Consider the following 25144-nt stretch of genomic DNA (forward strand, 5'->3'; position numbering starts at 1 on the left):
GGGCAATAAATATGAACGATTTTAACGCAATGATACAGCGGCGTTCTTTCCTTACGCAGGTCGGGATGTGTGTCGGTCTGGGGGTAGTACCAATTGCCGGATGTGCTGCGGATCGTCCCGAAAAATGGTCGGCAGTGGATGCCCGAGTACGCAAAGCGGTGGACGAGGGGCAATGCCCTGGAGCGGTGTTGGCGGTCGGGTCTAAGGGGCAGGTGGCGCATAGCTATGTTTATGGCCGTCGTGCTCTTGTCCCAGAGATCCAGCCTATGCTTTGGCAGACGGTGTTTGACATGGCGTCATTAACCAAGCCGCTTATAACAGCCTTGGCGATAATGCAGTATGTCGAACGAGGAACTATAGGGATAGACGAGCTCGTAACGCATTATTTGCCCGAATTTGGCAGCATGGGCAAAGAATCAATAACGATACGACTCTTGTTGACCCATTATTCTGGATTACCTCCAGATGTTCCGCTTAAAGCGCCATGGAGCGGTAAGGAAGAGGCCGTACGTTTGGTGATGAATAGCCCGCTTGTGGCTAAACCGGGGGAACGCTTTCTATACAGCGATATCAATTATATCACGCTCGGTTTGATTATTGAAAAATTGAGTGGTCAGTCTCTGGCTGTATATGCGCACGAGAATATTCTTTCCCCAATGGGGCTGAAACATTCGCAATTTTTACCACCCGTTTCAGAGAGAGCTGTGATTGCGCCGACGCAGTTCGATGATGAGGGACATTTGTTACAAGGGGTGGTGCATGATCCAACTTCTCGTCGGATGGGCGGGGTTGCCGGGCATGCCGGTTTCTTTTCTACGGCAGATGATGTCTGCCTTTATGCTCAGGAATTGCTCAATCGTTTGAAGGGGCGGGAGAGTCGCTTCCCATTAAAACAAGAAACCTTGGCATCCATGGTGGTTCCTGAGCAGCCACAGGGCAAGACCGATCTGCGTGGCTTCGGGTGGGATTTGCATACTTCGTTTTCGACGCCACGGGGTGAGCTGTTCTCGTCCCAATCTTTTGGGCATACGGGCTTTACGGGAACATCGTTGTGGATTGATCCGGTAAGCGAGGCTTATGTAGTGTTATTAACGAACCGTGTGCATCCGTATGGTGGGCATAGCGTCGTATCGTTGAGGCATGATGTAGCAACTCTTGTTGCGCAAGCTCTCGCTTCTTAGTGTTAAAGGGGGCGCTTTAATGGTGCCACGCCGCGCCAGTATAGAAAAAGCGCCCCAGACCAGCAGTAAAGAGTAAGCATCCATAAAGTGCGTGCTCAATGCATGACAGTAGTAGAGAGTTATGTTTTGCGTAGTCGCGCGCGAAGAGAAGCCCACCTATTGTGCATAGGCCGATAGCGATAGCATTTAGAAAAAGAATATGCGCGAAGCCAAACGCAAGTGCACTAGCTAGAACTACAGCGTGATTTGAAGAGAATAAGGCTGAATAGCGTGTGAAAAGAAAGCGTCGATACAGCATCTCTTGCGGCCATACGGATAGGACCGGGTAAAGCAATAAAACGAGGCCCCATAATTTGGGATTCGTGCGAGGTAAAGACAAAAAATTATGCGGGAAGACCAACCATGTCATTAATAAAATGCATGGGGCAAGGACGCAAAAGCGTTGTAAAAGGCTCTTAAGGTGCGGCCTTAGAGGGGGTTTTGTGAGTGCTTTTGGAGGGCGTGTTTTCAGCCAAGTGATGAATGCGGCGACCCAGAGGCTGCCAAACAGGACGAGGGCGTTGCGAAGCACGAGTAGAAGAATAGGGCCCAAGATAAAGATACAAATAAACTCAGTTGTAAGAGAATAGCGCGGGGCCTTGAACATACTGAGTTTCCTTAAAATATATTCAGTCGTAGTTGGAACGTGGGCTAACCCCAGAGGTTCACGGGACGTGTTAGGGGCACAGATCATTAATCTGTGCAGTGAAGACATAGGCATGCTGAGTAGTGGCGCACTGCCTGCTTGCCAGAAAAGAGCGAGTTAGGAGAGGTAGCTGTGCATACCGATATGAACAAACAAGATATGGCACTGCGCATAAGGGATGGAGCGGGTTACATAGCCGCTCTTGATCAAAGCGGGGGCTCTACGCCTACAGCTCTGGCTACGTATGGAATTTCACCAACTGCGTATTCGTCGGATAGTGAGATGTTTGCGTTAATGCACGCCATGCGCAGCAGGATCATGACTTCTCCGGCTTTTTCTAGCAATCAAGTGCTGGGAGCTATCCTTTTTGATCGGACGATGGACGCTGAGATAGCAGGCGTATCTGTGCCTACATATTTATGGCAGGAGCGCGGAATCGTTCCGTTTGTAAAAATTGATGAGGGCTTATCGCCTCTGGTGGATGGTGTGCAGTTAATGCGGCCTATGCCGAAACTGCCTGCACTCTTGGCGCGGGCTGTTGAGAGAGGTGTGTATGGCACAAAAGCTCGATCTGTTATTCATTCAGCCAATGCAATTGGTATTTCATCAATCGTCGATCAACAAATATCCGTAGCTGAAAAAGTATTAAAATCAGGTCTTGTTCCGATACTGGAGCCTGAAGTCTCTGTGTCAAGTGATGATAAAAGTGAAGCGGAAATTATTTTAAGAGATAAACTTTTAGAAAGTCTTACAAGATATTTCGGAAGTGAAAATATTATATTGAAACTAACATTACCGGATACAGTAAATTTTTACAAAGACCTGAGTTCTATTGCATGTGTTGACCGGGTTGTGGCCTTATCTGGGGGGTATTCTTTGAAAGAGGCATGCCAAAAGCTTGCTCTCAATGACACCATGATTGCGAGTTTCTCTCGCGCGCTGCTCGACCGCTTGAGAGTGGATCAGAGCGACGAAGAGTTTGACGCTGCTTTGCAAGATGTGTCGGATCAGATTTACGCTGCATCGGTGAAGAAAATTTACGCGTAAGAAATTTTTCGTGTCTGTGTGCGTTCACTTAAGAGAGATTTCTGAGTGAACGGGGCAGCAGGCATGATGTTTTTTGTATGGGTAGTAATTAAAGTATTGGTAGGCGTAATTATGGTAATCGCCTATTTAAATATTACAGGACGCTCCCAAGTATCGCAAATGACTCCTATCGATTTGTTTGGTAATTTTATTATGGGTGGCGTTGTTGGGGGTATATTATACAACGATAAAGTTGATTTTTTTCGATATGTAATGTTGTTGTTCGTTTGTATTGTGGTTATGGCCTCGTTAAATTATTTGACACGGAGATGGGCGCTCCTGCGTAAGGCCAGTATTGGCCGTCCGATCCCGATTATTGAAAATGGCCGTTTTGTAGTGCAGGCGTTTGAGGATCACCGTAGTCGCCTTGATATTCACGACCTTGCCTCAAATTTACGGATGCAGGGCATTTTCGGATTTGATCGCATCCAATTTGCGCAAATAGAGCCGACAGGAAATATTAGCGTCATTCAAGGGGACAAAATGCACCCTACTCGTTTCGTGGTGTTTAGGGGGAAATTACTAAACGCGGAGTTGGAGGCGGGTGAGTTTGAGGAGGAGTGGGTGCGCCATGAACTCACGCTTGCAGGTGAGGGGGACCTTGAGCAAATTTTCCTCGCGGAGTGGTGTTATGAGCGCATGGTCATCATACGGCAGGACGGGCAGATCATTCGCGGCCCCTTGAGGCCAACGCGTTCAGTGAATGCTCAAAACCCCCTACCATTGAGTAGGGTGGAGCGGATGGCGGCGCATCCCTGGGGTATTGGCGCATCATCTTAAAGGTGAAATTTACGCTGCCTTCAATATTTCAGGCAGCGTAAAAAGACCTAGAAACCAATCGTGGCGTCACCGCCGAAGGTGAACATTCCGATGTTCCGCCCATTATTAAAGGGGCTCGTGCCGTTTAGGGAGCGGTCAAAGCGTATTTCTGGACGTAGGGCAAAAATACGTACACCGTGCCCAATATCTGGGCTGTAAGTTGCGCCTAGTGTGAGGCCGCCGTAAGTCGTGGGTGGGGCAGCTTCTACCGAGACATCACTGGATAGGAATGCGTTCATATATGCTTGGTTTTTAAGGAAGCTTACGACAGAGAGGCCAGAATTATCTCGGAAAATTTCGCCACGGTAATTCAGTGTCCAATGGGGTGTTAGTTTGTAGCTTGCATATGTGACGAAGCTGTAGTTCTCCGCGCGCAACCCAACATCATGGAGGAAGTTAAATTCCCCGGTCAGCGTTATTTTGCTGTTAAGAGTATAGTATGCTGCAATATCATTCCAGTATCTTTGAGCAGTATTGGCGCGCTTACCAAGAATTGCTACCGCATTTTCAGGGCCTACGCGGGACAGTTCAACAATATTTAATTTCCCGTTAGCTAGTCCATTTAGATTGAAACCAAAATACCCTGCTGCAGCGTTATTATTATCATTTTTGCCAAATGTTGTTTGGTTACCTGGGTCAACCCCAAAGTTAAAATCTAAATGGGGGGTGATATGCAGATGGAACATAGCCCCCAAATGCTCAAACGGTACGGAATATTGTGCAGTATAGGCCAATGTATAGAAGGGGCGTGCGGTAGGCTCCAGAACCTCAACGCCCATGGGGGCTTCTAAAATACCTGCCTGCATGTCTAGCCCGCCAGAGGTGAGCATATTTAAGTGTGCATCAACATGGGCTTGTATGGGTAATATTTGGTAGCGTTTTGATGTAATCTTGTTGGATATTCCCAATAACTCGTAATAACGACCATCAGATCCGTAAAGGGCTTGAATGGTAAATCCAAATTGAGTTTCAGGTTTTGATGAATCTATATTTTTGGAAAGCGTTAGGGATAATTGGTTTAGTTGTAGTTGGTTCGCGTGGTCAGACAAAAAATTACCAAAGTTAATTCCATTATCTGGTCGTGCGGGGTTTGCCATAATGCCGCCTTCCGCCTCACCTTGTAGGGTAATACCTTGCAGCCAAGAGTTAGAGCTATCTTTGAAGACCGCTATCTGTGCGTGCGCCGATTGGCTGGGCATTGTCACTGCGAGGCCAGTGAAGCATGTCAGGATTACAAAGCGATTCCTTAGGGGCATAAATGTCTCGCGATGCTTGAATTAGCAGGGGAGAATGGTTTTGGTCAAGGACACAAACCGTTCTTATCAAGAACAGTCTAATAAAATAATATATAATGGTATAAGTAAATTTTCTGTAGGTATAGTATACTATTTTGTGTGCTAAAAATAGCACGATTTATTTTATCCCGCCCATTTACTGGGCGGGATAAAGAAATTAGCCGATACGCTCGCCGTGAAGGGAAATATCGAGCCCTTCGATTTCTTCCTGTTGGCTGACGCGAAGTCCCATAACAAGATCAATAATTTTTAATAGAATGAATGTAACAACACTACACCAGATTACGGTCACTGCTACGGCTTCGGCTTGAATGAGGAACTGATGCCAAGAACCGACGACGCCAGAGGGGTTAGCATCCGTTGCTGAAAGTGGGCCATAGGCCAAGAGGCCAGTAAGAAGTGCGCCGACAATGCCTCCAACGCCGTGAACGCCAAAAGCATCCAAGCTGTCGTCATATCCTAAAGCGTGTTTGAGGGCTGTGGCTGAGAAATAGCAGACAACGCCGGTAACAAGGCCGATGATGAGCGCATTCCCTGGCAGGACAAACCCCGCAGCAGGAGTGATTGCAACCAAGCCGGCAACTGCGCCTGATACAATGCCGAGGACCGTTGGTTTGCCAGTTTTAATCCATTCAACAAGAAGCCATGCTACTCCGGCGCCAGCTGTGGCGATTTGAGTGGTAGCCATCGCCATGCCAGCACGCCCGTTGGCGCCAACGGCCGAGCCTGCGTTGAAGCCGAACCAACCAACCCACAGGAGTGATGCGCCGATTACGGCGTAGGTTAGGTTGTGTGGCGTCAGGTCGTCTTTACCAAAGCCGTGGCGTTTGCCGAGAACAAGAGCAGTTACCAACCCTGCGACACCCGCATTGATATGCACGACTGTACCGCCTGCAAAGTCAACCGCGCCTAGGCCTGACAGCCAGCCCAACGGACTCCATACCCAGTGAGCGATGGGTGTATAGACTAATAGTGACCAAAGAACTGTGAAAACGAACAAAGACGAGAACTTCATCCGTTCAGCAAAGCTGCCTGCAATCAGGGCAGGGGTAATGATGGCAAAGGTCATCTGGAACATCATGTAGACGCTCTCAGGGATTGTCATGACCGTTGCGTTCGCGCTTCCGGCGCCAAGGGTGAAGCCGATATCAGCGCCCTTGTTGATGTTTGCGCCAATGCCTTTCAGCATGAAGCGTGAAAAATCACCAATGTATGGCGTGCCTGTACCAAAGGTCAGGCTATAGCCTGCAACCATCCAAACGACGGTTACAACGCAGCAAATGGCAAAAGACTGCATGACCGTTGCAAGGATATTTTTCTTGCGGACCATCCCGGCGTAAAAAAGAGCAAGACCGGGAATGGTCATCAACAGGACGAGCGCTGTGCTGGTCAGCATCCAAGCTGTGTCGCCCGTGTCAATTGCAGGCGGAGCAGCGAGGGCAACACCCGGAGCAAATGCCCCTAAACAGAGCGCAACTTTTTTCAGGTTCACACTATAATCTCCCCGGAAAGTCGTTTTTGTGACGTTGGTTTGAAATTTAGAGACCAAGAAAACCTCTCTCCAAGTTGGAGGTAAAGGTTTTTCATTTCTGTAGCATATTGAATAAAAGATTTGTGTGTCTACGCTATAAGTTTCCCGAAAATCATTCAGAAGATGGATTTTCAGTAATATTCTGCCATTAGGCTACGAATTGTCTCTCATGGATGCTTCTTAGGAATTGACCACAAGTTCACTTCGCGCCCAGAGTGTTGCCCTTATGCACGGTTGGGCTGAGGTTTGAAGGGTGAATATCCGTTTTCCGGTGGTGTTGTGTCGTCACGCAGAAGTGACAGGAATGGATGGTCGTTGCTACGGTCGTAGCGATGTTCCTTTGGCCAATGGATGGGAATGCTTCGCCGATGGTTTATCCGTTCTTATCAGGGGCTCCGGAGCAAAAATCATTCATGTTTCACCTCTGCTCAGATGTCGATTATTAGGTGAGTATGTTGCGCAGAAGACTGGTTTGCCCTTGGAGGAAGATGCGCGCCTTCAAGAGATGAATTTCGGCCTTTGGGAGGGAGAAGAATGGAGTAGTGTTTCTCGCTCATTGCTGAGGGAGTGGGCTAAAAATCCGGAAGCCTTTGTTCCGCCAGAAGGGGAAAGTGGGAAGGCACTTATCGAGAGGGTGCAGTCCTATTGGTTAGACATACGCAAAGCTGCTACCGGTGTATGTGCAATCACTCATGGTGGGCCATTAAAAGTGCTTACGGCCCTGATCTGTGGGAACAGCCCAGATTTATCCGTTCCATTAATGCCTAAAGGCAGTGTGCGCATTATGCACGGCAATACCGAGGGACTATAGAGAAGTTTGCTAGTGGCTAACTTAGGTCGGCGCACTGCGAGCGAGTGCCCGTCTTTTTACTAGAAGGCCGTTCTTGCGGCCATGAATTCAGCTGAATTCAAAGCTATTCTTGGAATAGCCGGGGCTAAGAACAAAATGCGCATCATAGCGATGCTTTGATTCATGAGAGTTTGATCTCTGAAGCAAGTTTGGTGGAACTGTACGTTCCGCAATGCGCGATAAATATTCCTTAAAATCAGATGTGTTGAGTGTTTGGCGCACGGTAATACTGAGTGGTGTAAATGCAGCAGTCTGCCCTCGCTGACGATGGGGCGTCCAATTTTATTATGAGAGAGTTTTCTCTTTACGTTGCAACGTAAAGAGAAGGATATTGTTGAATTATATTATAAAATGTAACATAAAGCCCTCGAAAGAGGATATGTGATGAATTTTATGAAAAAATATTTTCTTAATAACGATTTATATAATGCATTCATAAAATACTATTTTGTTCTCATATCCGTAATCGGTATTTTTTTCGTTTTTATGATTACACCTGTAAGTGGAATTGATGAGCAGTTTCATTTCGATAGAGCTCTTCAGGTTTCTCAAGGAGATCTCCTTCCTCAGCATAGGGGGCGATTTTTACTTGGTGGTGATTTAAATGCCCGTTTGATTCGATATGCTCAATATTTTGAAGGGCGTAGAGATCAGCGGCTTTCGTCTGATAGAACTGTGGCTGCGTCTTTGGCGCACGATCTGGGGCAGGGGCCAAGCGGTTCAACTTCGGTGGAGTTTTCGTCGACGGCGTCATACTCGCCTATAATGTACTTACCTGCCGGGTTTGGACTTTTGCTAGGGCGACTTGTGCACGCCCCTGTCGATACGCAGTTTTTTATGGGTAGGCTTGGTAATCTCCTAGGCTTTCTTGCAAGCCTTGCTGTCGTTTTGCGTGTTTTGCCCTGGGGCAGGTTGGGGGTATTGGCGTTGTTTTCAACGCCAACGTGTTTACACTTGGCCGCAGCTTATAGCGCTGACCCTCTTACTAATACTCTAACCTTACTTTTCGTCGCGTGCTGCCTTCGTTTTGCGAGTATGGCCCAGCTAGGACGGCGCGAGCGAGTAACTCTAGTTTTTCTTGGCGCGACTTTAGGACTGCTGAAGCTCACCTGTTGTGTTTTTAGTTTGGCAGTTTTTTTGTTGCCACGCTCACTTTTTTCATCCTGGCGCCAGTGGGGGTATTTTGCGGAACGGTTGTTGGGGCGAGTTGCCTAACCACTGTTTTATGGAACGGTTCTTATCCCTTCGTTCCTTCTGTGTACTGGAATACAGGTGGTAATCCGCATGTCGCTGCGCATTTGGTTTTAACGCAGCCTTTGCATGTAGTCGGTTTGATCGCCGAGGCTTTTCATGAGGGAAGTCAGTGGTGGTGGTTGGATGTTTACGGCCGCTTTGGCGGAGGGCCGGAGCCACAGTTTTTCAAAGTCGGCGCTAATAGTGCGTTGCTAACATTGCTTTGTATTGCGCTGATCGGGTTGTGTGAACGTAAAGGACCGTCGCGGCCGCTTGTAGGGGTATGTTGGCCGCTATAGCTATCGCAAATGTAGCCTTGATTCTTCTAGCTTTTTACGTGGGTTTCACTCCTGTTGGGTCGTCCATTATAACCGGTGTGCAAGGTAGGTATTTCCTGCTTGCAGCGGGTCTGACCTATTTGGGAGCAATATCACTGCTGCCAGCGTGGCGTGATCGGTCGCAAGTTGGGGTAGTTTTACTCGTGATGTGTGGTCTTTTGACGTTGCGTGTGTCTGTTGCTGCTTTGGGGATTTACTCAGCGAATTGGCACTGAAGTATGTGCGAGGCTCTGCCCTTATCCGGAGTAGTCAAGGGCAGAGAAAGTTTAGTTTTTTGCGGGATAAAGGTTAAAATCGGCCTTTAGGTAAATAATTTAGGCAGAAAGTAAATTGGCTTTTGCGTTACCAGAACGCTCCAAGTCCTCACCAATAGCCAAAAGCTGGTCTTCACGGCCGGGTTTGGCGATCAACTGGGCGCCTAGAGGTAATCCTTGTGTAGGTATTGGAACGGTGAGCACAGGAAAGCCAGCTAAGGTTAATGGCTGGGTGTAGATACCCAAATTTGCCCGGGCGGACACCATTTCACCGTTAATATTGATAAAGGGTTGATCAAACCGGGGTGCTGGGCCTACGACGGCAGGGGCAATCAGTATGTCCACAGTTTCAAAAGCACTATGCATAGCGCGCCTAAACCAGCTTCGGAAGCGGTGCGCTTTTGCGATCGTTGTCGTGGGGATGAGGGCACCAGCGAAGAGGCGATCTCTTACTGCTGGATCAAAATCTACCGCGTGATATTTAAGGTGTTCAAAATGTAAGCTTGCCCCTTCTGACGCGCTAATCAGGAAGGCTGCTGCGCGTGCGCGTTCAGTCTCAGGGACAGTGATGCTGTGCTCAGCTTTTAAGGTCTTGGCCAGTTGGGCGATGGCGGTCTCCATTTCTGGAGCCATGTTTTCTGTGAACCAACCGCCAAGCCGTGCAAATCTTAGGGTGGACGTGTCAATTTTTTGAAGCGGCGAAGCGGAAAGGGCTTCGAAGCATAATTTCAAACTGCTCGCGCTGTCAGCGAAAGGCCCAACAGTGTCCAAGCTGTGAACAAAGGGGTAACTTCCAGTCGTTGGTAGGCGTCCTTGTGTGGCACGTAAGCCCCAAACCCCACAAAGCGATGCGGGTACGCGTATTGAGCCATTTGTATCAGACCCCAAACTAAGCGGGAAAAAACGCGCGGCCACCCCTGCGGCGGACCCGCCAGAAGATCCGCCGGCTAAACATTGAGCATCGTGCGGATTGAGGGTTTGGCCATGATGTGCGTTATCCGTAGCAAAGCCGTAAGCAAACTCATCCATATTGGTCATGGCTACAGGAATAGCGCCTGCATTGATTAGGCGCTCAACTAAAGTAGCATCAGTTTTTGCTACAGTATCTTGAGCGAGTATTTTAGAGCCTGCTGTTGTGATCTGGCCAGCAACGTCGAAAAGGTCTTTGATACCAAAAGGAATGCCCGCGAGAGGTCCGGGGTCTTTTCCTTGTGCAATCAGGCTGTCTATTTTTCGGGCGATTTCAATGGCGCGCTGGTTAAGAGTGCGCGTTGCAATATTGTACTGCCTATTGCGTTGTTGAATATCTGATAAAACATGCTCAACGAAGCTTAGTGCAGAAAATTCCTTTTTTTTAAGGCGCTCAGGTATTTCATGCCCTAAAAAAGACGAGGTGTTCATCAAGTTATTCATGGCTGAGAAGGCTCGTAAACAGAAGCAGGCTCTTCATGATCGGACAAGTTGAAACTATCGATCAATGAAGCATAATTGCTGAGGACATGGACATTTTCCATTATTCCTGAGTGATAAGTATCAGGTACTTTAAGGCCGATGTTTGAAAAAAATAACGGTAGATTTTTTTGTTCGATTTTCATGGTTCAGGATTTATCCGCCATAAGGGAGACGTGAGCTGATGCAATCTTCCAGCCTTTTTTCGTTTTGAGCCATGTTTGGCTTTGGCGACCAAGACGACTTTCTCCTGCGCGCTGAAATTCCAGATTAACGGTTGCTGTTTCAGGCGTGAGAATACAGATGGCGCGCTTAATGATGCGGCGTGGCGGTGAACCGCCAGTACGGGCTTTACGAAAATTTCTTATCTCTGAGATGCCGTATAGGTTTTCACCGACGCCATAGCGTAGCGTGTGCTCACTTTCCAAGAATAGGGCGTCTAAAATATCTAAATGATTATTGTTGAGAGCTTTTTCGTACAGGTCTGAAAGCTCAGTAAGCTCTTGCGTGAGAGTTTCATCGTTTAGTGGCATAAGTGCAGCCTCGTATTCGTTTTTCTTTATACTGTATGGGCTGCTTTCTCTGTCGGCTATTTGAAAGAATGCACTTGGGTGCGCTCATTTATGCATGCAAGTCATCCTGTTTATAGACTTATCATTCGTAGGATATGTGTTCAGCGTTTGAAGGTCCTGATGGTAATGATGTGGAGTGTTCTCATTTTTAGGGCCGATAAGGCTAAAATTAGATATATCTAAGAACAACGTTTGCGTGGAATATGGGCGAGTAGCCTTCGTGACCACAAAGGGGTTAGGGGTGTGTGCTTTTTGCCGGTTCATTTTGGATTAAGCAGTGTGGATAGACAGGTGATCACAGTATTTGAAGACGGGATGGTCCGGCACGTCTCTGCGCGGTGCATTAAATAATGACGATTGGTGAGCAGGTAGTAGAGCGGTGTCGTACGCTAGGCTCTGGTCGTTACTCCGAGCGTGAAGATCAACTGTTTCGTCCGTGGTTGTCACGTTCTTTTTTTGCTGTGCAGGCAACGCTGACAGAGTGGATGTTTGCTGCAGGTATGCAGGTGCGGACTGATGCGGCGGGTAACTTAATCGGCCGCTACGAAGGAACTGAGCCCAACCAGCCAGCTGTGGTCTTCGGCTCGCATATTGATACAGTTGCAAATGGTGGTTGTTTTGATGGAATGTTGGGCGTTGTTCTCGCCATTTCAGTTGTTGAACGGCTTGATTTAGACAAAAAACGTTACCCTTTTGCCATCGAAATTATCGCTTTTGGTGACGAGGAAGGATCTGCTTTCCCCGTCTCCATGATTACATCGCGCGCTGTTAGTGGTGAGGTCAATTCTGAAGATTTGGCCTTAATTGGGCCAACAGGAACAGTACAAAATACGCTTGCGGGATGTGGTCTAGACGGCGAGGAGCTTTCTGCGGCTGAGCGGCCTCAGGGCGATATTTTGGCATTTGTCGAAGCCCATATTGAGCAAGGGCCCGTCTTAGAGGCTTGCAACAAACCTTTGGCTGCAGTGCAATCAATCGCTGCGCAGAGGCGAGGGACTGTAACGGTTAAGGGATGTGCTGGTCACGCTGGTACGCTTCCAATGGCTATGCGCAAAGATGCTCTTGCAGGTGCCGCCGAGGCAATTATAGGCTTGGAACGTATTGTGAATGCTTTTCCCGGCGGTGCTGAAGGAGGGTTGGTGGGAACGGTAGGCCGACTTGTCGTGTCGCCCGGTGGCAGCAATGTAGTTGCGGAGCGCGTCGAGTTTTCACTTGATATTCGTGCTGGCAAAAAGTCTCTACGTGATGCGGCGGTTGAGGAGGTCGAAGCAGAGTTTGTTGCTTTGACAGCGCGTCGTGGGCTCGAATTAACTTGCGAGTGGCAGCAGGATTTAGAGGGTGCCCAATGCAGCCCTCCCTTGGTCGAATTGATGCAAGAAGCGGTTCGTGACGAGGGGGGATTGAACAAACCTCTCGTGAGCGGGGCTGGCCACGATACTATGGTAATGGCCCGCCGCTGGCCGTCCGTCATGTTATTTATACGCAGTCCTCGGGGCGGCATAAGCCATCATCCGGACGAGACGGTGATGAATGAAGATGTTGACGCAGCGTACCGGGCGCTATGCAGTTTTCTTGAACACTTAAACCTTAGTCAGAAGAATTAAAGCAATGCCATCTATGTTTCCAGTTTTAGACATGCCGCAGCGCCTGCTGATGGGGGCAGGCCCATGTAATGTGCACCCGAGAGTGCTCCGGGCCATGGCATGTGACGTTATCGGGCAAATGGACCCTGAAATGACGGCCTGTATGGATGAAACTGCGGAGCTCTACAGACAGGTTTTCTGCACAAAAAATCGGCATACATTATTGGTCGATGGTACGGCGCGGGCAGCCATTGAGGCGGCTCTCGTATCGCTCGTAACGCCTGGAATGAAGGTGTTAGTCCTACGCATCGGGCGATTTGGTTTGCTGTTGACCGAAATTGTTGAGAGGGCTGGCGGAATTGTTTGCCCGGTCGACGTGCCGTGGGGAGAAGTCGTTCAGGTAGAAAATGTAAAAGCGGCTATAGAAGAGCATGAGCCTTCTCTTTTGGTTACGGTGCACGGAGATACGTCCACAACAACGGCTCAACCTTTGCAGGCGATTGGTGAGTTGTGCAAAGAGCACGGCATTCTTTTTTACGTCGATGCAACAGCTACTCTGGGCGGAATGCCGCTTTTGGTAGACGCATGGAATATTGACGTTGCGACCGGTGGGCTTCAAAAATGCCTTGGTGGACCACCCGGTAGCGCGCCGATTACAATGTCTGAACGCGCAGTGAAGGCCATTATGGCGCGCCGACATGATGAAGCAGGTATTCGTGGTACTGCGCCGCAGGGGGATGGCCCTGTTATCCGCTCGAATTACTTTGATCTGGCAATGATCATTAACTACTGGTCTGCGGAGCGCATTAATCATCATACTGAAGCCACGAGTATGCTTTATGCAGCACGTGAGGCTGCTCAAATTGCTTTGGAAGAAGGGCTAGATGCCCGGTTTTTGCGGCATAGAAAGGCGGGGGCGGCTGTCGCTGCTGGTATCCGTGCTATGGGGCTAGAGGTTTACGGTGATGACGCTTTGCGGATGAGCAACGTCACCGGCGTGTGGGTGCCCGAAGGTTGTGATGCAAACCGGGTCCGTACGTTGTTACGAACAGAGTTTGAAATCGAAATTGTTTCATCATTTGGGCCTTTGACGGGGAAAATCTGGCGTATTGGTGCCATGGGGGTCAATGCAGCGAAGCATAAGATCCTACTTACATTGGCAGCTTTTGAGGCTGTGCTGGCAGGTGAAAACGTACCTGTCGTTCGTGGTGCTGGTATTGATGCTGCGCGCGCTGCGTGGGAGGCACAGCAATAATGTCTTACCCGCGTGATCTCGTTGGTTACGGCGCAATACCGCCAGACCCTCAATGGCCCAATAAAGCGCGCATAGCGCTGCAATTCGTGGTGAATTACGAAGAAGGTGCTGAAAACAGTATTTTGCACGGTGATGCGGGGTCAGAGGCATTTTTGTCTGAAATGGTCGGAACCAAGCCCATTATAGGTGAGCGCTGTATGCAGATGGAAAGTCTGTATGAGTACGGTTCCAGGGCGGGATTTTGGCGCCTTTATCGCCTGTTTCAGAGTGCGGGTTTTAAAGTTACCGTTTTTGGTGTTGCACTCGCACTGGCGCGCAACCCCGATGTCGTTAAAGCGATGCAGGACGCAGAGTGGGAAATCGCCAGCCACGGTTTGCGTTGGATAGATTACCAGCACATACCAGAAGATATTGAGCGCCAGCATATAAGGGAAGCAATTGCCTTACACGAGCAAGTGACAGGTGAACGACCGAAGGGTTGGTATCAGGGGCGGACAAGTCCGCAAACGGCACGACTGGCCATCGAAGAAGGCCCTTTTGTTTACGATGCAGACTCATATGCTGATGATTTGCCGTATTATGAAAATATTGGTGGCCACCAGCAATTGAGAGTGCCTTATACGCTTGATGCGAATGACATGAAATTTGCGGCCTTAAACGGATTTACGGAAGGCGAGCAGTTTTATCGTTATTTGCGCGACAATTTCGACCAGCTTTACGCGGAAGGCGGGCGCATGATGTCCGTTGGTTTGCATTGCCGACTTGCTGGTAAGCCAGCTAGGGCCAGAGCTCTCGCCCGCTTCTTGGAGCATGTTCAAAAACATGAGCACGTATGGGTTGCAACCCGGTTGGATATTGCGAAGCATTGGTTAAAATCGTTTCCAGTATAAATTCATTATTTAGAGTTTTCAGCCAAGGAATAAGTTAAATGCGTACTCCTGCAGCACGTAGAGGGATGGTGACTTCTCCGCATCATCTGGCCAGTCAAGCAGGGTTAGACATTTTAAAAGATGGCGGCACAGCAATAGAAGCTGTCGTTACTATGGCAGCAACTCTTGCTACTGTTTATCCGCACATGACCGGGCTTGGTGGGGATGGCTTTTGGCTTATTGTGCAGCCAGACGGACGTACTATAGCTATTGATGCCTGTGGTGCTCTGGCCATGGGTGCAGATAGAGCGTTTTATCAAGGGCACACAACTATTCCATGGCGTGGTGGCCTAGCTGCCAATACTGCTGCTGGTACGATTGGTGGATGGGAAAAGGCTCTGCAAATAAGCGCAGATATAAAGTCTAACCTACCCTTAGAACGACTGTTTCGTGACGCAATTTACTATGCGGAGGAAGGGCGTGCCGTCTCAAGCAGTGAGGCGGCGTTACTGCGTGATAAGCAGGTTGAACTTTCCGGCAACGTTCATTTTGCCGAACAATTTTACCCCGGAGGGAAGCCATTGGCTGAAGGTAGCGTCCAGACGATGCCTCAGTTGGGCCAGACACTTCGAAGCTTAGCGCAGGAGGGGCTGCGCTCTTTCTACAAAGGAGACTTGGCGCGGTCGATTGTTGAAGATTTGATTGCGTGTGGAAGTCCGGTTCGCTCGTCTGACATGGAGGCGTATGAGGCGGTTGTAAAAGAGCCACTCACGGTTGAAACGCGCCATGGGAATTTCTTTAACGCGGCCCCCCGACACAGGGTGTGGCCTCTTTACTGATTTTGGCAATTAAAGACCGGCTACCCTTGACGCAATCTAGCGAAAGCGCGGCAGCTGTGCATGGGCTTGTCGAGGCAACAAAAAGGGCATTTCAGTATCGTAATCGTTTTGTAGATGGTCGTCCGGAGAGCGACGGAAATGCTCGTGCTGTTTTGCGGGATGATACGTTTTTGTCCGAACTAGCGGCCAAAATTGATATGAAAACTTCACTACCTTGGAATGAGAAAACACAATGGGGTGACACAACATGGATGGGCGCCGTTGACCGTAACGGCTTGGCTGTAAGTTTTATTCAAAGTGTTTATTTCGAATTTGGCTCAGGCGTCTTGCTGCCAAAAACAGGGCTAATTTGGCAGAATAGAGGGTGCTCTTTCCGATTGGTGGATCAAGGTTGGAACGCACTTACACCGGGTCAAAAGCCATTTCACACGCTTAACCCCGCAGCTGCGCGGTTAAGGGACGGGCGTGTTATGGTTTTTGGTACTATGGGGGGAGAGGGTCAGCCTCAGACACAGGCTGCTTTGATAAACAGATATCTCAGCCACGGAGTTGGGCTACAGGAGGCTGTGTCTCGTCCCCGCTGGTTGCTTGGCCGCACATGGGGTGAAGAAAGCACGTCTTTAAAAATTGAGCCTGGGTTCGAAGAAGATGTGATCAGTGAGTTGCGCCAGCTCGGGCATGATGTGGAAGAATTAGGCTCTTATTCCGACATTATGGGGCATGCTGGCGCTGTTGTTTTGCACAAAAATGGAACTATGGAGGGCGCGACGGACCCTAGGAGTGATGGGGCCGTCGCAGGGTGGTGAAAAAAGTTAGAGAGATTCAACAAGAATCTTACGGCTTACATCGAGCGTAACGTCTTGTTTTTCTCCAAGGGCAACCATGTTGTGTTGTTCTAGTTGCGTGATGATAGCATCGACACCGGCCTCATCGATTTCATAAGAACGGAGGGAGGCGGGGATGCCCAAGGCCTCGAAGAATGCAGCTGTCTTTTCAATTGCAGCTTCGATGCGTTCGTCGTCAGTTCCCTCATGAATGCCCCAGACGCGCTCTGCGAACTGCAGAAGCTTGAGGCGCTTGCTTTCCTTGCGGACGCGCAGAACAGCTGGAAGGATAGAGACGAGTGTACGGGCGTGGTCGATATGATAACGAGCGGTGAGTTCGTGGCCAATCATATGCGTTGACCAGTCTTGGGGCACCCCTGCGCCGATGAGGCCGTTTAGTGCCAGAGTTGCAATCCACATGAGGTTGGACTGTAGGTCATAATTTTCGCGGTCTTTGACAATGCGCGGGCCAATATCAATGAGGCTGACCAGCAGCCCCTCGGAGAAGCGGTCTTGAGCCAGCGCTTCAGAAGGGTAGGTCAAATATTGCTCAAGGATATGGACAAAAGAGTCAGCTACCCCGTTTGCGATCTGTTTTTCAGAGAGGGTGTAGGCTTTCGTTGGGTCCAAAACGGAAAATTTTGGGAATACGAGCGGGCTGGATAGGCCTAGTTTCTCGCTTGTGGACGCTTTGGTGATTACACTGAAACTGTTCATTTCTGAGCCAGTCGCAGGTACGGTCAGAACGACACCAATTGGGAGCGCGCTGGTAATGTTTTGACCGTGCGTTTTGAGGATGTCCCAAGCGTCGCCCTCGAAATCTGCTGCAGCAGCAACAAACTTCGTGCCGTCAACGACAGAACCACCGCCTACGGCAAGAAGGTAGTCAATGTTATTGCTTCTTACGACGTCAACTGCGCGCATCAGAGTTTCAAAAGTTGGGTTGGCTTCGATGCCACCAAATTCTTCAAACTGATGGTCCGTGAGAGCTGTGCGGACTTCTTTTAATGTACCTGTCTTTTCTGCGCTGGAGCCGCCATAGAGCACCAAGATTTTTGCTGTTTTGGGGATATTGTTGGCAATTTGGGGGACTGTGCCTTTGCCAAAAATAATTTTCGTTGGATTATAAAATTCGAAGTTTAACATGTCAGCTCCTTGGGAGAAGGTTTGCACGGATGTGGGATTATTTCTGAGGAATTCAAGGGAATTATTTGAAAATAATTCCCTTATTGATGTTTTGAAATTACTTTATCAGTCAAATAATATACTATTATAAATTGATAATAATATTCATTCGCATTTGTCTACTTGGTGGATTTTTTCTCCGCATACATACGTGGCATGAATACTACGATCATCGCCAAGCATCATTAGTGAAAATAGAAGATCAGAGAGAGTGTCAGCACTTGATGAGCGTATGCGTCCCAGAGGGGTTGCAAAAGGATCAAGAACGCAGAGATCGGCATAATGTCCGGGTTTTATATTACCGATTTGATTTTCGAGATTCAGTGCCTGTGCGCCCCCAACTGTCGCCAGCCATAAGCCCTGAGCAGGATGAAGCGAGGTATTGATGCCTTGCGCAACTTTGTAACCGTCTGATAAAACTTGCAGCAAAGAGAGGGTCGGTCCGGCTCCAATGTCGCTTCCCAAGCCTACTTTGACCCGTCGTTTTGGGTCTAGGGCTTTAAATAGCGGGAAAGACCCTGAACCAAGGAATTGGTTGGATGAAGGGCAATGAGCTATGGAGCAACCCGTATCATGGCAGCGCTGAAAATCTTCTTCTTGTGCGTGTACTGCATGCGCAAGAATAGAACGGGGGCGCAATAATCCAGCCTTGTCGTATACATCTAGATAAGAGCGACGGTCGGGGAATAATTCATTTACCCAAGCTATCTCCGCCTTGTTTTCGAGGAGGTGGGTATGCATGAAGACTGTTTCATGCTCGGTTAGTAGTGACCCTGCGGCTTCCAGCTGCTCTTGCGTGCTAGTTGGAGCAAAGCGGGGTGTTACTGCATAAAGCTGACGTTTTTTTCCGTGCCAGCGCTGAATAAGGCTTTTAGAGTCATCGTACGCTTGTTGGGCTGTGTCGCGCAGATTGGCCGGTGCGTTACGGTCCATCAAAACTTTACCCGCAATCATACAGGCGTTGAGTTTTGATGATTCTGTGAAAAAAGCATCAACCGATTCAGGATGCACTGTGCAAAAAACTGCGGCAGTTGTCGTCCCTGAGCGCAAAAGTTCAGATAGGAACGAGCGTGCGATGTTCTGCGCATATTCTGGAGAAGAAAAGCGGGCCTCTACTGGGAAAACATAAGTATTTAACCAGCTGAGAAGTTGCTCACCGTAAGATGCGACGACTGGAAGTTGAGGATAGTGAACATGTGTGTCTATCATCCCCGCCATGACGATTTTGTTTTTATACTGTTCAAGAGCTGTGCCCTCTGGAATATTTTGGCGTGATGTATCCCATGATGAGGCAGAGATGATGCGCCCATCTTTTATAAGTATAAGTCCATCTTCTTCATAATGAAGCGCGGACATAGGGTCTTCTGAGGTGAAAGGGTCGGAGGTGAATGTAATGAATGCGGAGCGTATAGCGAAGTGTTTTGTCATGGGATCAAATACCTGAAGGAGTAGAAGCGAATTATTCTGTCAAACGTCACGCATGAGTTTTTGCATGCTTTCATGAAGTTCAAGAAAATGAACTTCAATTTTTTGTAAAAGCAGACGAGCCGCACTGGATAGAGTTCTTGAGCGGTCGACGCATAATGCGGCTGTAAGAGGTGTTAGTTTTTCATTAGATATATGAGTGAAAGATATTTTGTTTTCTTCAACTTCTTCCATTACATCGGCATAACTCATGATACTTATACCATAATTTTTGGATATCATTGATTTTATCATATCTATACTATCTGAAGATAAAACTTCATTCATTGTGATGCCGGTTTCTATTTCCAATACATCAATTTTGCGACGAAGTGCTAAGGGTAGCGCAGGGGCGATGATATCGTATTCCATACATGCGCTAAAGCGTGCGTGCTTTTTATCTGCCAAAGGGTGCTCAGGGGGGGTGATGAATCCCAACGGGAATTCGATGTAAGAGCGAACGATCAGGTCACGGACGTTACCTGGGTCAAACAATATCGCTAAATCAGCCTCTCCGCGAGCAAGGGCAGGGCCGATGTCTTTGCTATTACGTACAAAGATGTTGACGACAATTCCCGGATGAGAAATGCGAAGATTGCGGATGAGCTTTGGCATGAAGCCTCGCGTCATCGCATTTGGTATCATGATGTTAACGGAGCCTCGACGCAGCCCTTTTAGGTCGTCGATTTGTATGAGGTAGCTGTCGAGTTCTTTGCTCCAGCGTTTGGCTTGGTCCAGAAGCATTTCACCCGCCGTTGTAAGGCGAAGCCCGGTGGGTAGCCGCTCAAATAACGGGGTGCCTAAAGTTTGTTCGCCTTGCAAAATTTGTCGATCTATCGCTGATGCTGAAATTCTCAGGCTTTCTGACGCTTTGCGAATTGACTGGTGCTGCGCCACTGCAATGAAATAGCGCAAAAAGCGTGAAAAAGCAGGCATGAGCGCGTTCTCTTTTTTGGAATGGAAAAGACGAAAATTAGATATATCTTAGAATGGTCAGGCCGTGAAATAGTTCTTTCCACAAACTTGTCATGTTTTTGCCGCGTGTAAATGAGAGCGCCTTATGTCCGAATGCCTTAAAAATTCAGTGCAGCTACCAAGAAACTGCACTTTTGAGCCTGAGGACTGGGAAATTTTGTCCCATTTTTGGTACCCGGTTGCATTGGTGCGTGAAGTTGGGGACAAACCGTTAGGCGTTACTCTGCTCGATGAAACGCTGGTTGTTTATCGTGCGGGTGACGAAATTGTCATTGCTCAAGATTTGTGCCCGCATCGGGGCGTCCCGCTGAGCATGGGGAGTGGTGACGGCAAGACGATTGCTTGTGCTTACCATGGCTTCAGGTTTGGCGAGGGTGGGAAGTGTGTGCGCATTCCTGCTCATCCATCGGCAAACATCCCCAAAAATATGCATCTACGTAACTACCCGGTGAGAGAGCAGTACGGTTTGGTGTGGACGTGCTTGTCAGATGACGGCAGCCGAGACGTCCCTGATATGCCGCATTGGGAGGAACAGGAGTTCCAACAAATCACTTGTCCATCAATCGACATTGCTGGCTTTGCTGGCAGGCAGGTTGAAGGGTTCTTGGATGTGGCGCACTTTGCTTTTGTCCACACGGAAACCTTTGCTGATCCAAACAATGCAGAAGTTCCGTCCTATATGCCTAAATTCACAAAAGATGGCTTTGAAGCACAATACAGAAGTTCAGTCGGAAACTATCCGATTGGTGTTGATGGCAGAGCACCAGAGGGCTTTGAGTGGCTGAGGCACTTCCGCTTGTCAGTGCCTTTTACCGCGACACTCGAAATCCATTTCCCCGATGATGCTCGTCTTGTCATCATGAATGCGGCATCACCAGTCTCCGCCCGGAAAACGCGGATGTTCGCCCCCATCTGTCGTAACTTCGATAAAGAGCTGCCGGTTCAGGATGTTTACGATTTTAACTTGCGTGTTTTTGAGGAGGATCGGTTGTTGGTGGAAGCTCAGAAACCTGAATGCTTGCCGCTGGATCCGACCTTGGAAGCGCATGTCATGGCTGATAGAAGTTCCATTGCCTACAGGCGCAGTCTGAGGGATCTGGGGCTGAGTAGATTTTTTATTGCCTGACTTTCTGCTCCCGTAATTTGCGGGAGCGCGTAAATAAGGTTTAGGGCAAATTTGTGAGTTTTTGTAAGGCGTAATGATTGTGGATTGTGGTGCAGTAGAGCGTCTGGAAGCACTTTCGGCTAGAGCTTTGGCGGATCTCGAAAAGATAGCTTACGCGAGTGGTGAGTGGTCTTTTCCGTTAGAGTATGAAGGCCAGCCTGTGCTGGACGTGGCTATTATTGGTGCTGGACAAGGCGGGCTTGCTACTGCTTTTGCCTTGCGGCGTCTGGGCATTCGCAATGTGTGTATTTTTGAGCGGGCTTCAGAGGGGGGTGAAGGTCCTTGGACGACTTTCGCTCGTATGATTACTTTAAGAACCCCTAAGCATGTGACTGGCCCAGATTTGGGCGTGCCTTCGCTTACACCTCAGTCATGGTACGAAGCGCGCTATGGCCATGATGCGTGGCAGAGCCTAGGGAAAATATCACGCCAAGATTGGCAGTTTTATCTGGATTGGCTCCGCAAGACACTTACCTTGCCTGTCAAATACGAACATCGTTTAAGTGATGTATCTTGGGAAGAGGGGTTGCTTCATCTCACTTTTGAAAGTGCAGAAGGGCTCAAAAAAGTCATCGCGCGGAAGATGGTGCTGGCAACGGGCATAGATGGCGGCGGGGAATGGTTTGTCCCTAAATTCATCAGTAGCCAGATTTCTCCAGCGCTGTACGCGCATACGCATCAGGAAATTGATTTTTCCACTCTAGTGGGGAAGCGCGTTGGAGTTTTAGGGGCTGGCGCGTCTGCTTTTGACAATGCAGCCACTGCCTTGGAAGAGGGGGCAGCGAGTGTTGAGTTGTCATTCCGGCGCAAAGAGCTTCCCAAAATCAACCCCTACAGATGGATGGAAAATGCGGGTTTTCTGGCGCATTTCTCTGCATTGCCGGATGTCACACGTTGGCGCTTTATGCGCCATATTTACGAATCAAATCAGCCCCCACCGCAGGATACTTTTTGGCGCTGCAGGAAACACGCTAATTTCTCTCTTTTGGCAGGGTCTCCGTGGCTGTCGGTGAAGAGCATTAATGGTGGGCAGTCTGTTGCTGTAGAAACGCCCCATGGTGTCCGCGAATATGATTTTCTTATTATCGGAACGGGCTTTACGGTGGACTTAGCTCTCCGCCCGGAGATGAGTGCAATCGCTCCAAAAATAGCGCGCTGGGGAGATCGTTTTGTTCCGCCGCAGGGCGAAGAGAACGCGTTGTTGTCCAGCCACCCTTATCTGGGGAGCAAGTTTGAATTTTTACCACTTTCAGGTGGTGAAGACAGTGAGATGCTTGCATCCATTCATAACTTCACATTTGCGGCTACTCCGAGCATGGGACTGGGAGGCTCTTCCATCAGTGGTATGCGCTTTGGGGTCGACCGTTTAGCCCGTGGTATTGCTGAAGACTTGTTCGTCCAGGATGGTGAAATGCATCTGGAGGACTTGCTGCACTATGACACGCCCGAATTGGTAAGCTTAGACGTTCCTGAAGAAAATTGGACAGTGTGATGGGCAGACTTTCCCTTTCGCAAATTAACGGTTTGCCAGAAAAAGACTTCGTTGAGTTTTTTGGCGGAATTTATGAGCACTCGCCATGGGTCGCAAAAGATGTCGTATCACTCCGCCCGTTTTCAAGTTTTGACTCTCTGAAGCAAGCATTTGCAGAAGCTGTTGGATCAATTAGTGAAGAGCGAAAACTCTTGTTAGTGCGGGAACATCCTGAACTAGGGCAAAAGGTAGGAGTGGTTTCTAAGCTCACACCTGAATCTGCCAAGGAACAAGGCGACGCAGGGCTGGATCGATTGTCAGAGGAAGAGTTCGCGCACTTCAACGCTTTAAACAATGCTTATGCAGACAAATTCGAAATGCCGTTTGTTATTTGCGTGAGGCAGGCGAACAAAGACATTATTTTAGCTGAAATGAGTAAACGTCTAGAAAATTCGCCTGCTGATGAATTAAAAACAGCCTTGGCGCATATTGATCAGATTGCTTCTCTCCGGTTGCAGGATAAATTTCTCACATGAGTTCAATATCAACCCACGTTTTGGATACTGTTAGTGGAAAACCGGCGGTGGCCGTGGCCTTACGTTTGTGGGCGGGGGAGAGGCTTGTTTTTTCAGGACACACAAATGAAGACGGGCGATGCCCAGCTATTAGAGAGCTAGAACTGTCTGCCGGGAAGTATAAGATTGAGTTCGATGTGGGTGAGTATTTTCTTCAGAAACATTACTCAGTAAGCGAACCGCTTTTTCTGGATGTTATACCAATTGCTTTTGGTCTCTCGGCAGAGGGGCATGTCCATGTCCCTTTGCTGGTCGCACCGCACGGCTATTCAACGTATCGTGGAAGTTAGAAAATCATGTCAAACGAAGCGGCCACGATGTCAGTGACAAAGCATCCGGTAGACCAACTTCCTTCTTGGTGGAAAACATTCGCTTTCGGACTGCAGCATGTCCTGACGTTCTACGCAGCAGCTGTCGCGGTGCCAATTTTATTAGCAAGCGCGCTCAAGTTGCCAAGGGACGTTTTAGAACACCTCATTAGTGCTGATCTTTTCACATGCGGAATAGCTTCGCTTATTCAGGCTGTGGGTATAGGCAAAATCGGGGTCAAACTTCCGTTGCTTCAAGGTGTCTCGTTTACAGCTCTGGCTCCGATGATAGCCATTGGCGCTGCAGGTCACGGCGGGGTTGAAGGGCTACGCGATGTTTACGGAGCTGTCATTGCGTCAGGTATAATTACGTTCTTTATCGCGCCGTGGTTTGCCAAGCTGGCACGGTTTTTACCGCCAGTCGTAACCGGTACGGTCATTTTAGTGATCGGGATAACGCTTTTACCGGTCGCCACGAACGATATTTTTGCAGATAGTGTTGTTGTTTCGGGGCATGGTTATTTAAAAGGCCTTTATTACGGTATTGGTACTTTATTGTTCATCTTATTAATACAGAAATTTGGAAAAGGGTTTATTGCTAGTATTGCCGTTTTGATAGGTCTTATTTGTGGAACATTATGTGCATGGTTGTTGGGGGATGCGCATTTTTCAGACGTATTGCAGGCTAATAACTTTTCTGTAACAACACCTTTCCACTTCGGGTTGCCGAGTTTTCACTTTTTGCCGATATTATCTATTACCATCGTAATGATGGTAAGCCTCATGGAAACATGCGGAAACCTCTACGCTGTTGGTGAAATTGTTGATCGGCCAATAGAGCAAAAGGACATTGTCAGCGCTGTTCGCGCTGATGGTCTGGCAACGTTTTTGGGAGGAATTTTTAACTCTTTTCCTTACACGTGTTTTGCAGAAAATGTTGGGTTGGTCCGTATTACCCAAGTTAAAAGCCGATGGGTTGTGGCTTGCGCGGCCTGTATTATGATCGTGCTCGGCTGTATACCCAAGCTTTCAGCAGTGGTCGCAGGCATTCCCCTTGCCGTTTTAGGCGGGGCTTCACTGGCTATGTTCGCAGCAGTCGCAGTGGTAGGGGTCCAAATGCTTTCTAAGGCGCAGTTGGATAAGCCAAATAATGTGATCATTGTCGGGACTAGTCTTGCATTATCATCCCTGATGACCACACAGCCGCACGTGATATCTGACTTTCCACAATGGGCGCAGGTTGTGTTTGGTAGTGGTATCCCCGTTGGAGCGTTTACAGCTTTGCTATTACATATCTTGTTTAACTGCTTTGGAAAAAAAGAGGCTTGATTTGATACG

Annotated in this window: 24 protein-coding genes and 1 pseudogene; 16 read left to right on the top strand and 9 right to left on the bottom strand. The window is 48.6% G+C overall.

Annotated features, from left to right (window positions below):
* Window positions 1–11 precede the first annotated feature (11 nt).
* Window positions 12–1181, top strand: coding sequence for a serine hydrolase domain-containing protein (locus tag D5366_RS09560; protein ID WP_141493337.1), 1170 nt, complete (start codon window positions 12–14; stop codon window positions 1179–1181).
* 16 nt (window positions 1182–1197) lie between these two features.
* Here D5366_RS09560 and D5366_RS09565 read toward each other — a convergent pair whose 3' ends face one another.
* Window positions 1198–1827 (bottom strand): CPBP family intramembrane glutamic endopeptidase, encoded by a 630-nt coding sequence (locus D5366_RS09565; protein WP_141493339.1) that lies wholly within the window; start codon window positions 1825–1827, stop codon window positions 1198–1200.
* 138 nt (window positions 1828–1965) lie between these two features.
* Here D5366_RS09565 and D5366_RS09570 point away from each other — a divergent pair, with 138 nt between their 5' ends.
* Window positions 1966–2913: a fructose bisphosphate aldolase gene (locus D5366_RS09570; RefSeq protein ID WP_306345036.1), complete on the top strand. Its 948-nt coding sequence runs from the start codon at window positions 1966–1968 to the stop codon at window positions 2911–2913.
* 111 nt (window positions 2914–3024) lie between these two features.
* The gene (locus D5366_RS09575; RefSeq protein WP_338036370.1) at window positions 3025–3732 is read left to right on the top strand and encodes a DUF421 domain-containing protein; all 708 of its coding nucleotides are present in this window, start codon (window positions 3025–3027) and stop codon (window positions 3730–3732) included.
* A gap of 47 nt (window positions 3733–3779) precedes the next feature.
* Here the strand turns inward: D5366_RS09575 and D5366_RS09580 are convergent, their stop codons facing one another.
* A complete protein-coding gene (locus D5366_RS09580; protein ID WP_141493343.1) occupies window positions 3780–5027 on the bottom strand; it encodes an outer membrane beta-barrel protein in 1248 nt (415 codons plus the stop codon).
* A 196-nt stretch (window positions 5028–5223) separates the two neighbouring features.
* A complete protein-coding gene (locus tag D5366_RS09585) occupies window positions 5224–6552 on the bottom strand; it encodes an ammonium transporter (RefSeq protein WP_276508005.1) in 1329 nt (442 codons plus the stop codon).
* Window positions 6553–6850: 298 nt separating this feature from the next.
* Here D5366_RS09585 and D5366_RS09590 point away from each other — a divergent pair, with 298 nt between their 5' ends.
* The 4 genes from D5366_RS09590 to D5366_RS09605 all read left to right on the top strand — a co-directional run bounded on the left by D5366_RS09590 (window position 6851) and on the right by D5366_RS09605 (window position 9233).
* Window positions 6851–7408 (top strand): histidine phosphatase family protein, encoded by a 558-nt coding sequence (locus D5366_RS09590; RefSeq protein WP_141493344.1) that lies wholly within the window; start codon window positions 6851–6853, stop codon window positions 7406–7408.
* 525 nt (window positions 7409–7933) lie between these two features.
* Window positions 7934–8662, top strand: coding sequence for a DUF2142 domain-containing protein (locus D5366_RS09595; RefSeq protein WP_205839580.1), 729 nt, complete (start codon window positions 7934–7936; stop codon window positions 8660–8662).
* Window positions 8663–8703: 41 nt separating this feature from the next.
* Window positions 8704–8979 (top strand): hypothetical protein, encoded by a 276-nt coding sequence (locus D5366_RS09600; RefSeq protein WP_141493348.1) that lies wholly within the window; start codon window positions 8704–8706, stop codon window positions 8977–8979.
* Complete coding sequence (locus D5366_RS09605; RefSeq protein WP_141493350.1) at window positions 8964–9233, top strand: DUF2142 domain-containing protein; 270 nt, start codon at window positions 8964–8966, stop codon at window positions 9231–9233. The genes D5366_RS09600 and D5366_RS09605 overlap by 16 nt, the downstream gene beginning before the upstream one ends.
* 99 nt (window positions 9234–9332) lie before the next feature.
* On the opposite strand, the gene D5366_RS09610 is transcribed toward D5366_RS09605, so the two are convergent.
* From D5366_RS09610 to hpxZ, 3 genes are read right to left on the bottom strand one after another with little or no spacing between them, the layout of a single operon-like run.
* Complete coding sequence (locus tag D5366_RS09610) at window positions 9333–10673, bottom strand: AtzE family amidohydrolase (RefSeq protein WP_141493934.1); 1341 nt, start codon at window positions 10671–10673, stop codon at window positions 9333–9335.
* Between the two features lie 8 nt (window positions 10674–10681).
* Window positions 10682–10867: a DUF4089 domain-containing protein gene (locus D5366_RS09615; RefSeq protein ID WP_141493352.1), complete on the bottom strand. Its 186-nt coding sequence runs from the start codon at window positions 10865–10867 to the stop codon at window positions 10682–10684.
* A 3-nt stretch (window positions 10868–10870) separates the two neighbouring features.
* Window positions 10871–11254 (bottom strand): oxalurate catabolism protein HpxZ, encoded by a 384-nt coding sequence (gene hpxZ, locus D5366_RS09620; RefSeq protein WP_141493354.1) that lies wholly within the window; start codon window positions 11252–11254, stop codon window positions 10871–10873.
* Window positions 11255–11643: 389 nt separating this feature from the next.
* Here hpxZ and D5366_RS09625 point away from each other — a divergent pair, with 389 nt between their 5' ends.
* The 4 genes and pseudogenes from D5366_RS09625 (at window position 11644) to D5366_RS09640 (ending at window position 16645) form a co-directional block, all read left to right on the top strand.
* Window positions 11644–12897: an allantoate amidohydrolase gene (locus D5366_RS09625; protein WP_141493356.1), complete on the top strand. Its 1254-nt coding sequence runs from the start codon at window positions 11644–11646 to the stop codon at window positions 12895–12897.
* Between the two features lie 13 nt (window positions 12898–12910).
* On the top strand, window positions 12911–14131 hold the full coding sequence (locus D5366_RS09630) for a pyridoxal-phosphate-dependent aminotransferase family protein (RefSeq protein WP_373317487.1): 1221 nt from the start codon (window positions 12911–12913) through the stop codon (window positions 14129–14131).
* Entirely contained in the window at window positions 14128–15021 is an 894-nt protein-coding gene (gene puuE, locus D5366_RS09635; protein WP_205839630.1) for an allantoinase PuuE, read from the top strand. The genes D5366_RS09630 and puuE overlap by 4 nt, the downstream gene beginning before the upstream one ends.
* Window positions 15022–15086: 65 nt before the next feature.
* Window positions 15087–16645, top strand: a pseudogene (locus tag D5366_RS09640) (gamma-glutamyltransferase family protein).
* Window positions 16646–16651: 6 nt separating this feature from the next.
* Here the strand turns inward: D5366_RS09640 and D5366_RS09645 are convergent.
* The 3 genes from D5366_RS09645 to D5366_RS09655 all read right to left on the bottom strand — a co-directional run bounded on the left by D5366_RS09645 (window position 16652) and on the right by D5366_RS09655 (window position 20248).
* Window positions 16652–17809 carry an iron-containing alcohol dehydrogenase gene (locus tag D5366_RS09645; protein WP_141493361.1) on the bottom strand — a complete coding sequence of 386 codons (1158 nt, stop codon included), beginning with the start codon at window positions 17807–17809 and terminating at the stop codon, window positions 16652–16654.
* Between the two features lie 144 nt (window positions 17810–17953).
* Window positions 17954–19276, bottom strand: coding sequence for a guanine deaminase (gene guaD / locus D5366_RS09650; protein WP_141493363.1), 1323 nt, complete (start codon window positions 19274–19276; stop codon window positions 17954–17956).
* A gap of 39 nt (window positions 19277–19315) precedes the next feature.
* Window positions 19316–20248: a LysR family transcriptional regulator gene (locus D5366_RS09655; protein WP_141493365.1), complete on the bottom strand. Its 933-nt coding sequence runs from the start codon at window positions 20246–20248 to the stop codon at window positions 19316–19318.
* Window positions 20249–20372: 124 nt separating this feature from the next.
* Between D5366_RS09655 and D5366_RS09660 the strand changes: the two genes are divergently transcribed.
* The 5 genes from D5366_RS09660 to D5366_RS09680 all read left to right on the top strand — a co-directional run bounded on the left by D5366_RS09660 (window position 20373) and on the right by D5366_RS09680 (window position 25135).
* Window positions 20373–21413 (top strand): aromatic ring-hydroxylating oxygenase subunit alpha, encoded by a 1041-nt coding sequence (locus D5366_RS09660; protein WP_141493367.1) that lies wholly within the window; start codon window positions 20373–20375, stop codon window positions 21411–21413.
* Between the two features lie 73 nt (window positions 21414–21486).
* On the top strand, window positions 21487–22944 hold the full coding sequence (locus tag D5366_RS09665; RefSeq protein ID WP_141493369.1) for an NAD(P)-binding domain-containing protein: 1458 nt from the start codon (window positions 21487–21489) through the stop codon (window positions 22942–22944).
* Entirely contained in the window at window positions 22944–23459 is a 516-nt protein-coding gene (gene uraD, locus D5366_RS09670; protein ID WP_141493371.1) for a 2-oxo-4-hydroxy-4-carboxy-5-ureidoimidazoline decarboxylase, read from the top strand. Before D5366_RS09665 ends, uraD begins: the two co-directional genes overlap by 1 nt.
* Complete coding sequence (gene uraH, locus D5366_RS09675; protein ID WP_141493372.1) at window positions 23456–23788, top strand: hydroxyisourate hydrolase; 333 nt, start codon at window positions 23456–23458, stop codon at window positions 23786–23788. Before uraD ends, uraH begins: the two co-directional genes overlap by 4 nt.
* Before the next feature lie 27 nt (window positions 23789–23815).
* Window positions 23816–25135 (top strand): nucleobase:cation symporter-2 family protein, encoded by a 1320-nt coding sequence (locus D5366_RS09680; protein WP_141493374.1) that lies wholly within the window; start codon window positions 23816–23818, stop codon window positions 25133–25135.
* The last annotated feature ends 9 nt before the right edge of the window (window positions 25136–25144 follow it).

Origin of the sequence: Neokomagataea tanensis, assembly GCF_006542335.1 — a bacterium.
Lineage (GTDB): Bacteria > Pseudomonadota > Alphaproteobacteria > Acetobacterales > Acetobacteraceae > Gluconobacter > Gluconobacter tanensis.

Coding starts and splice junctions, on each gene's coding strand:
- D5366_RS09560 (WP_141493337.1), top strand. CDS start 12: ATGAACGATTTTAACGCAATGATACAGCGGCGTTCTTTCCTTACGCAG.
- D5366_RS09565 (WP_141493339.1), bottom strand. CDS start 1,827: ATGTTCAAGGCCCCGCGCTATTCTCTTACAACTGAGTTTATTTGTATC.
- D5366_RS09575 (WP_338036370.1), top strand. CDS start 3,025: ATGGTAATCGCCTATTTAAATATTACAGGACGCTCCCAAGTATCGCAA.
- D5366_RS09580 (WP_141493343.1), bottom strand. CDS start 5,027: ATGCCCCTAAGGAATCGCTTTGTAATCCTGACATGCTTCACTGGCCTC.
- D5366_RS09595 (WP_205839580.1), top strand. CDS start 7,934: ATGATTACACCTGTAAGTGGAATTGATGAGCAGTTTCATTTCGATAGA.
- D5366_RS09605 (WP_141493350.1), top strand. CDS start 8,964: ATGTTGGCCGCTATAGCTATCGCAAATGTAGCCTTGATTCTTCTAGCT.
- D5366_RS09610 (WP_141493934.1), bottom strand. CDS start 10,673: ATGAACACCTCGTCTTTTTTAGGGCATGAAATACCTGAGCGCCTTAAA.
- D5366_RS09615 (WP_141493352.1), bottom strand. CDS start 10,867: ATGAAAATCGAACAAAAAAATCTACCGTTATTTTTTTCAAACATCGGC.
- hpxZ (WP_141493354.1), bottom strand. CDS start 11,254: ATGCCACTAAACGATGAAACTCTCACGCAAGAGCTTACTGAGCTTTCA.
- D5366_RS09625 (WP_141493356.1), top strand. CDS start 11,644: ATGACGATTGGTGAGCAGGTAGTAGAGCGGTGTCGTACGCTAGGCTCT.
- D5366_RS09630 (WP_373317487.1), top strand. CDS start 12,911: ATGTTTCCAGTTTTAGACATGCCGCAGCGCCTGCTGATGGGGGCAGGC.
- D5366_RS09645 (WP_141493361.1), bottom strand. CDS start 17,809: ATGTTAAACTTCGAATTTTATAATCCAACGAAAATTATTTTTGGCAAA.
- guaD (WP_141493363.1), bottom strand. CDS start 19,276: ATGACAAAACACTTCGCTATACGCTCCGCATTCATTACATTCACCTCC.
- D5366_RS09655 (WP_141493365.1), bottom strand. CDS start 20,248: ATGCCTGCTTTTTCACGCTTTTTGCGCTATTTCATTGCAGTGGCGCAG.
- D5366_RS09660 (WP_141493367.1), top strand. CDS start 20,373: ATGTCCGAATGCCTTAAAAATTCAGTGCAGCTACCAAGAAACTGCACT.
- D5366_RS09665 (WP_141493369.1), top strand. CDS start 21,487: ATGATTGTGGATTGTGGTGCAGTAGAGCGTCTGGAAGCACTTTCGGCT.
- uraD (WP_141493371.1), top strand. CDS start 22,944: ATGGGCAGACTTTCCCTTTCGCAAATTAACGGTTTGCCAGAAAAAGAC.
- uraH (WP_141493372.1), top strand. CDS start 23,456: ATGAGTTCAATATCAACCCACGTTTTGGATACTGTTAGTGGAAAACCG.
- D5366_RS09680 (WP_141493374.1), top strand. CDS start 23,816: ATGTCAGTGACAAAGCATCCGGTAGACCAACTTCCTTCTTGGTGGAAA.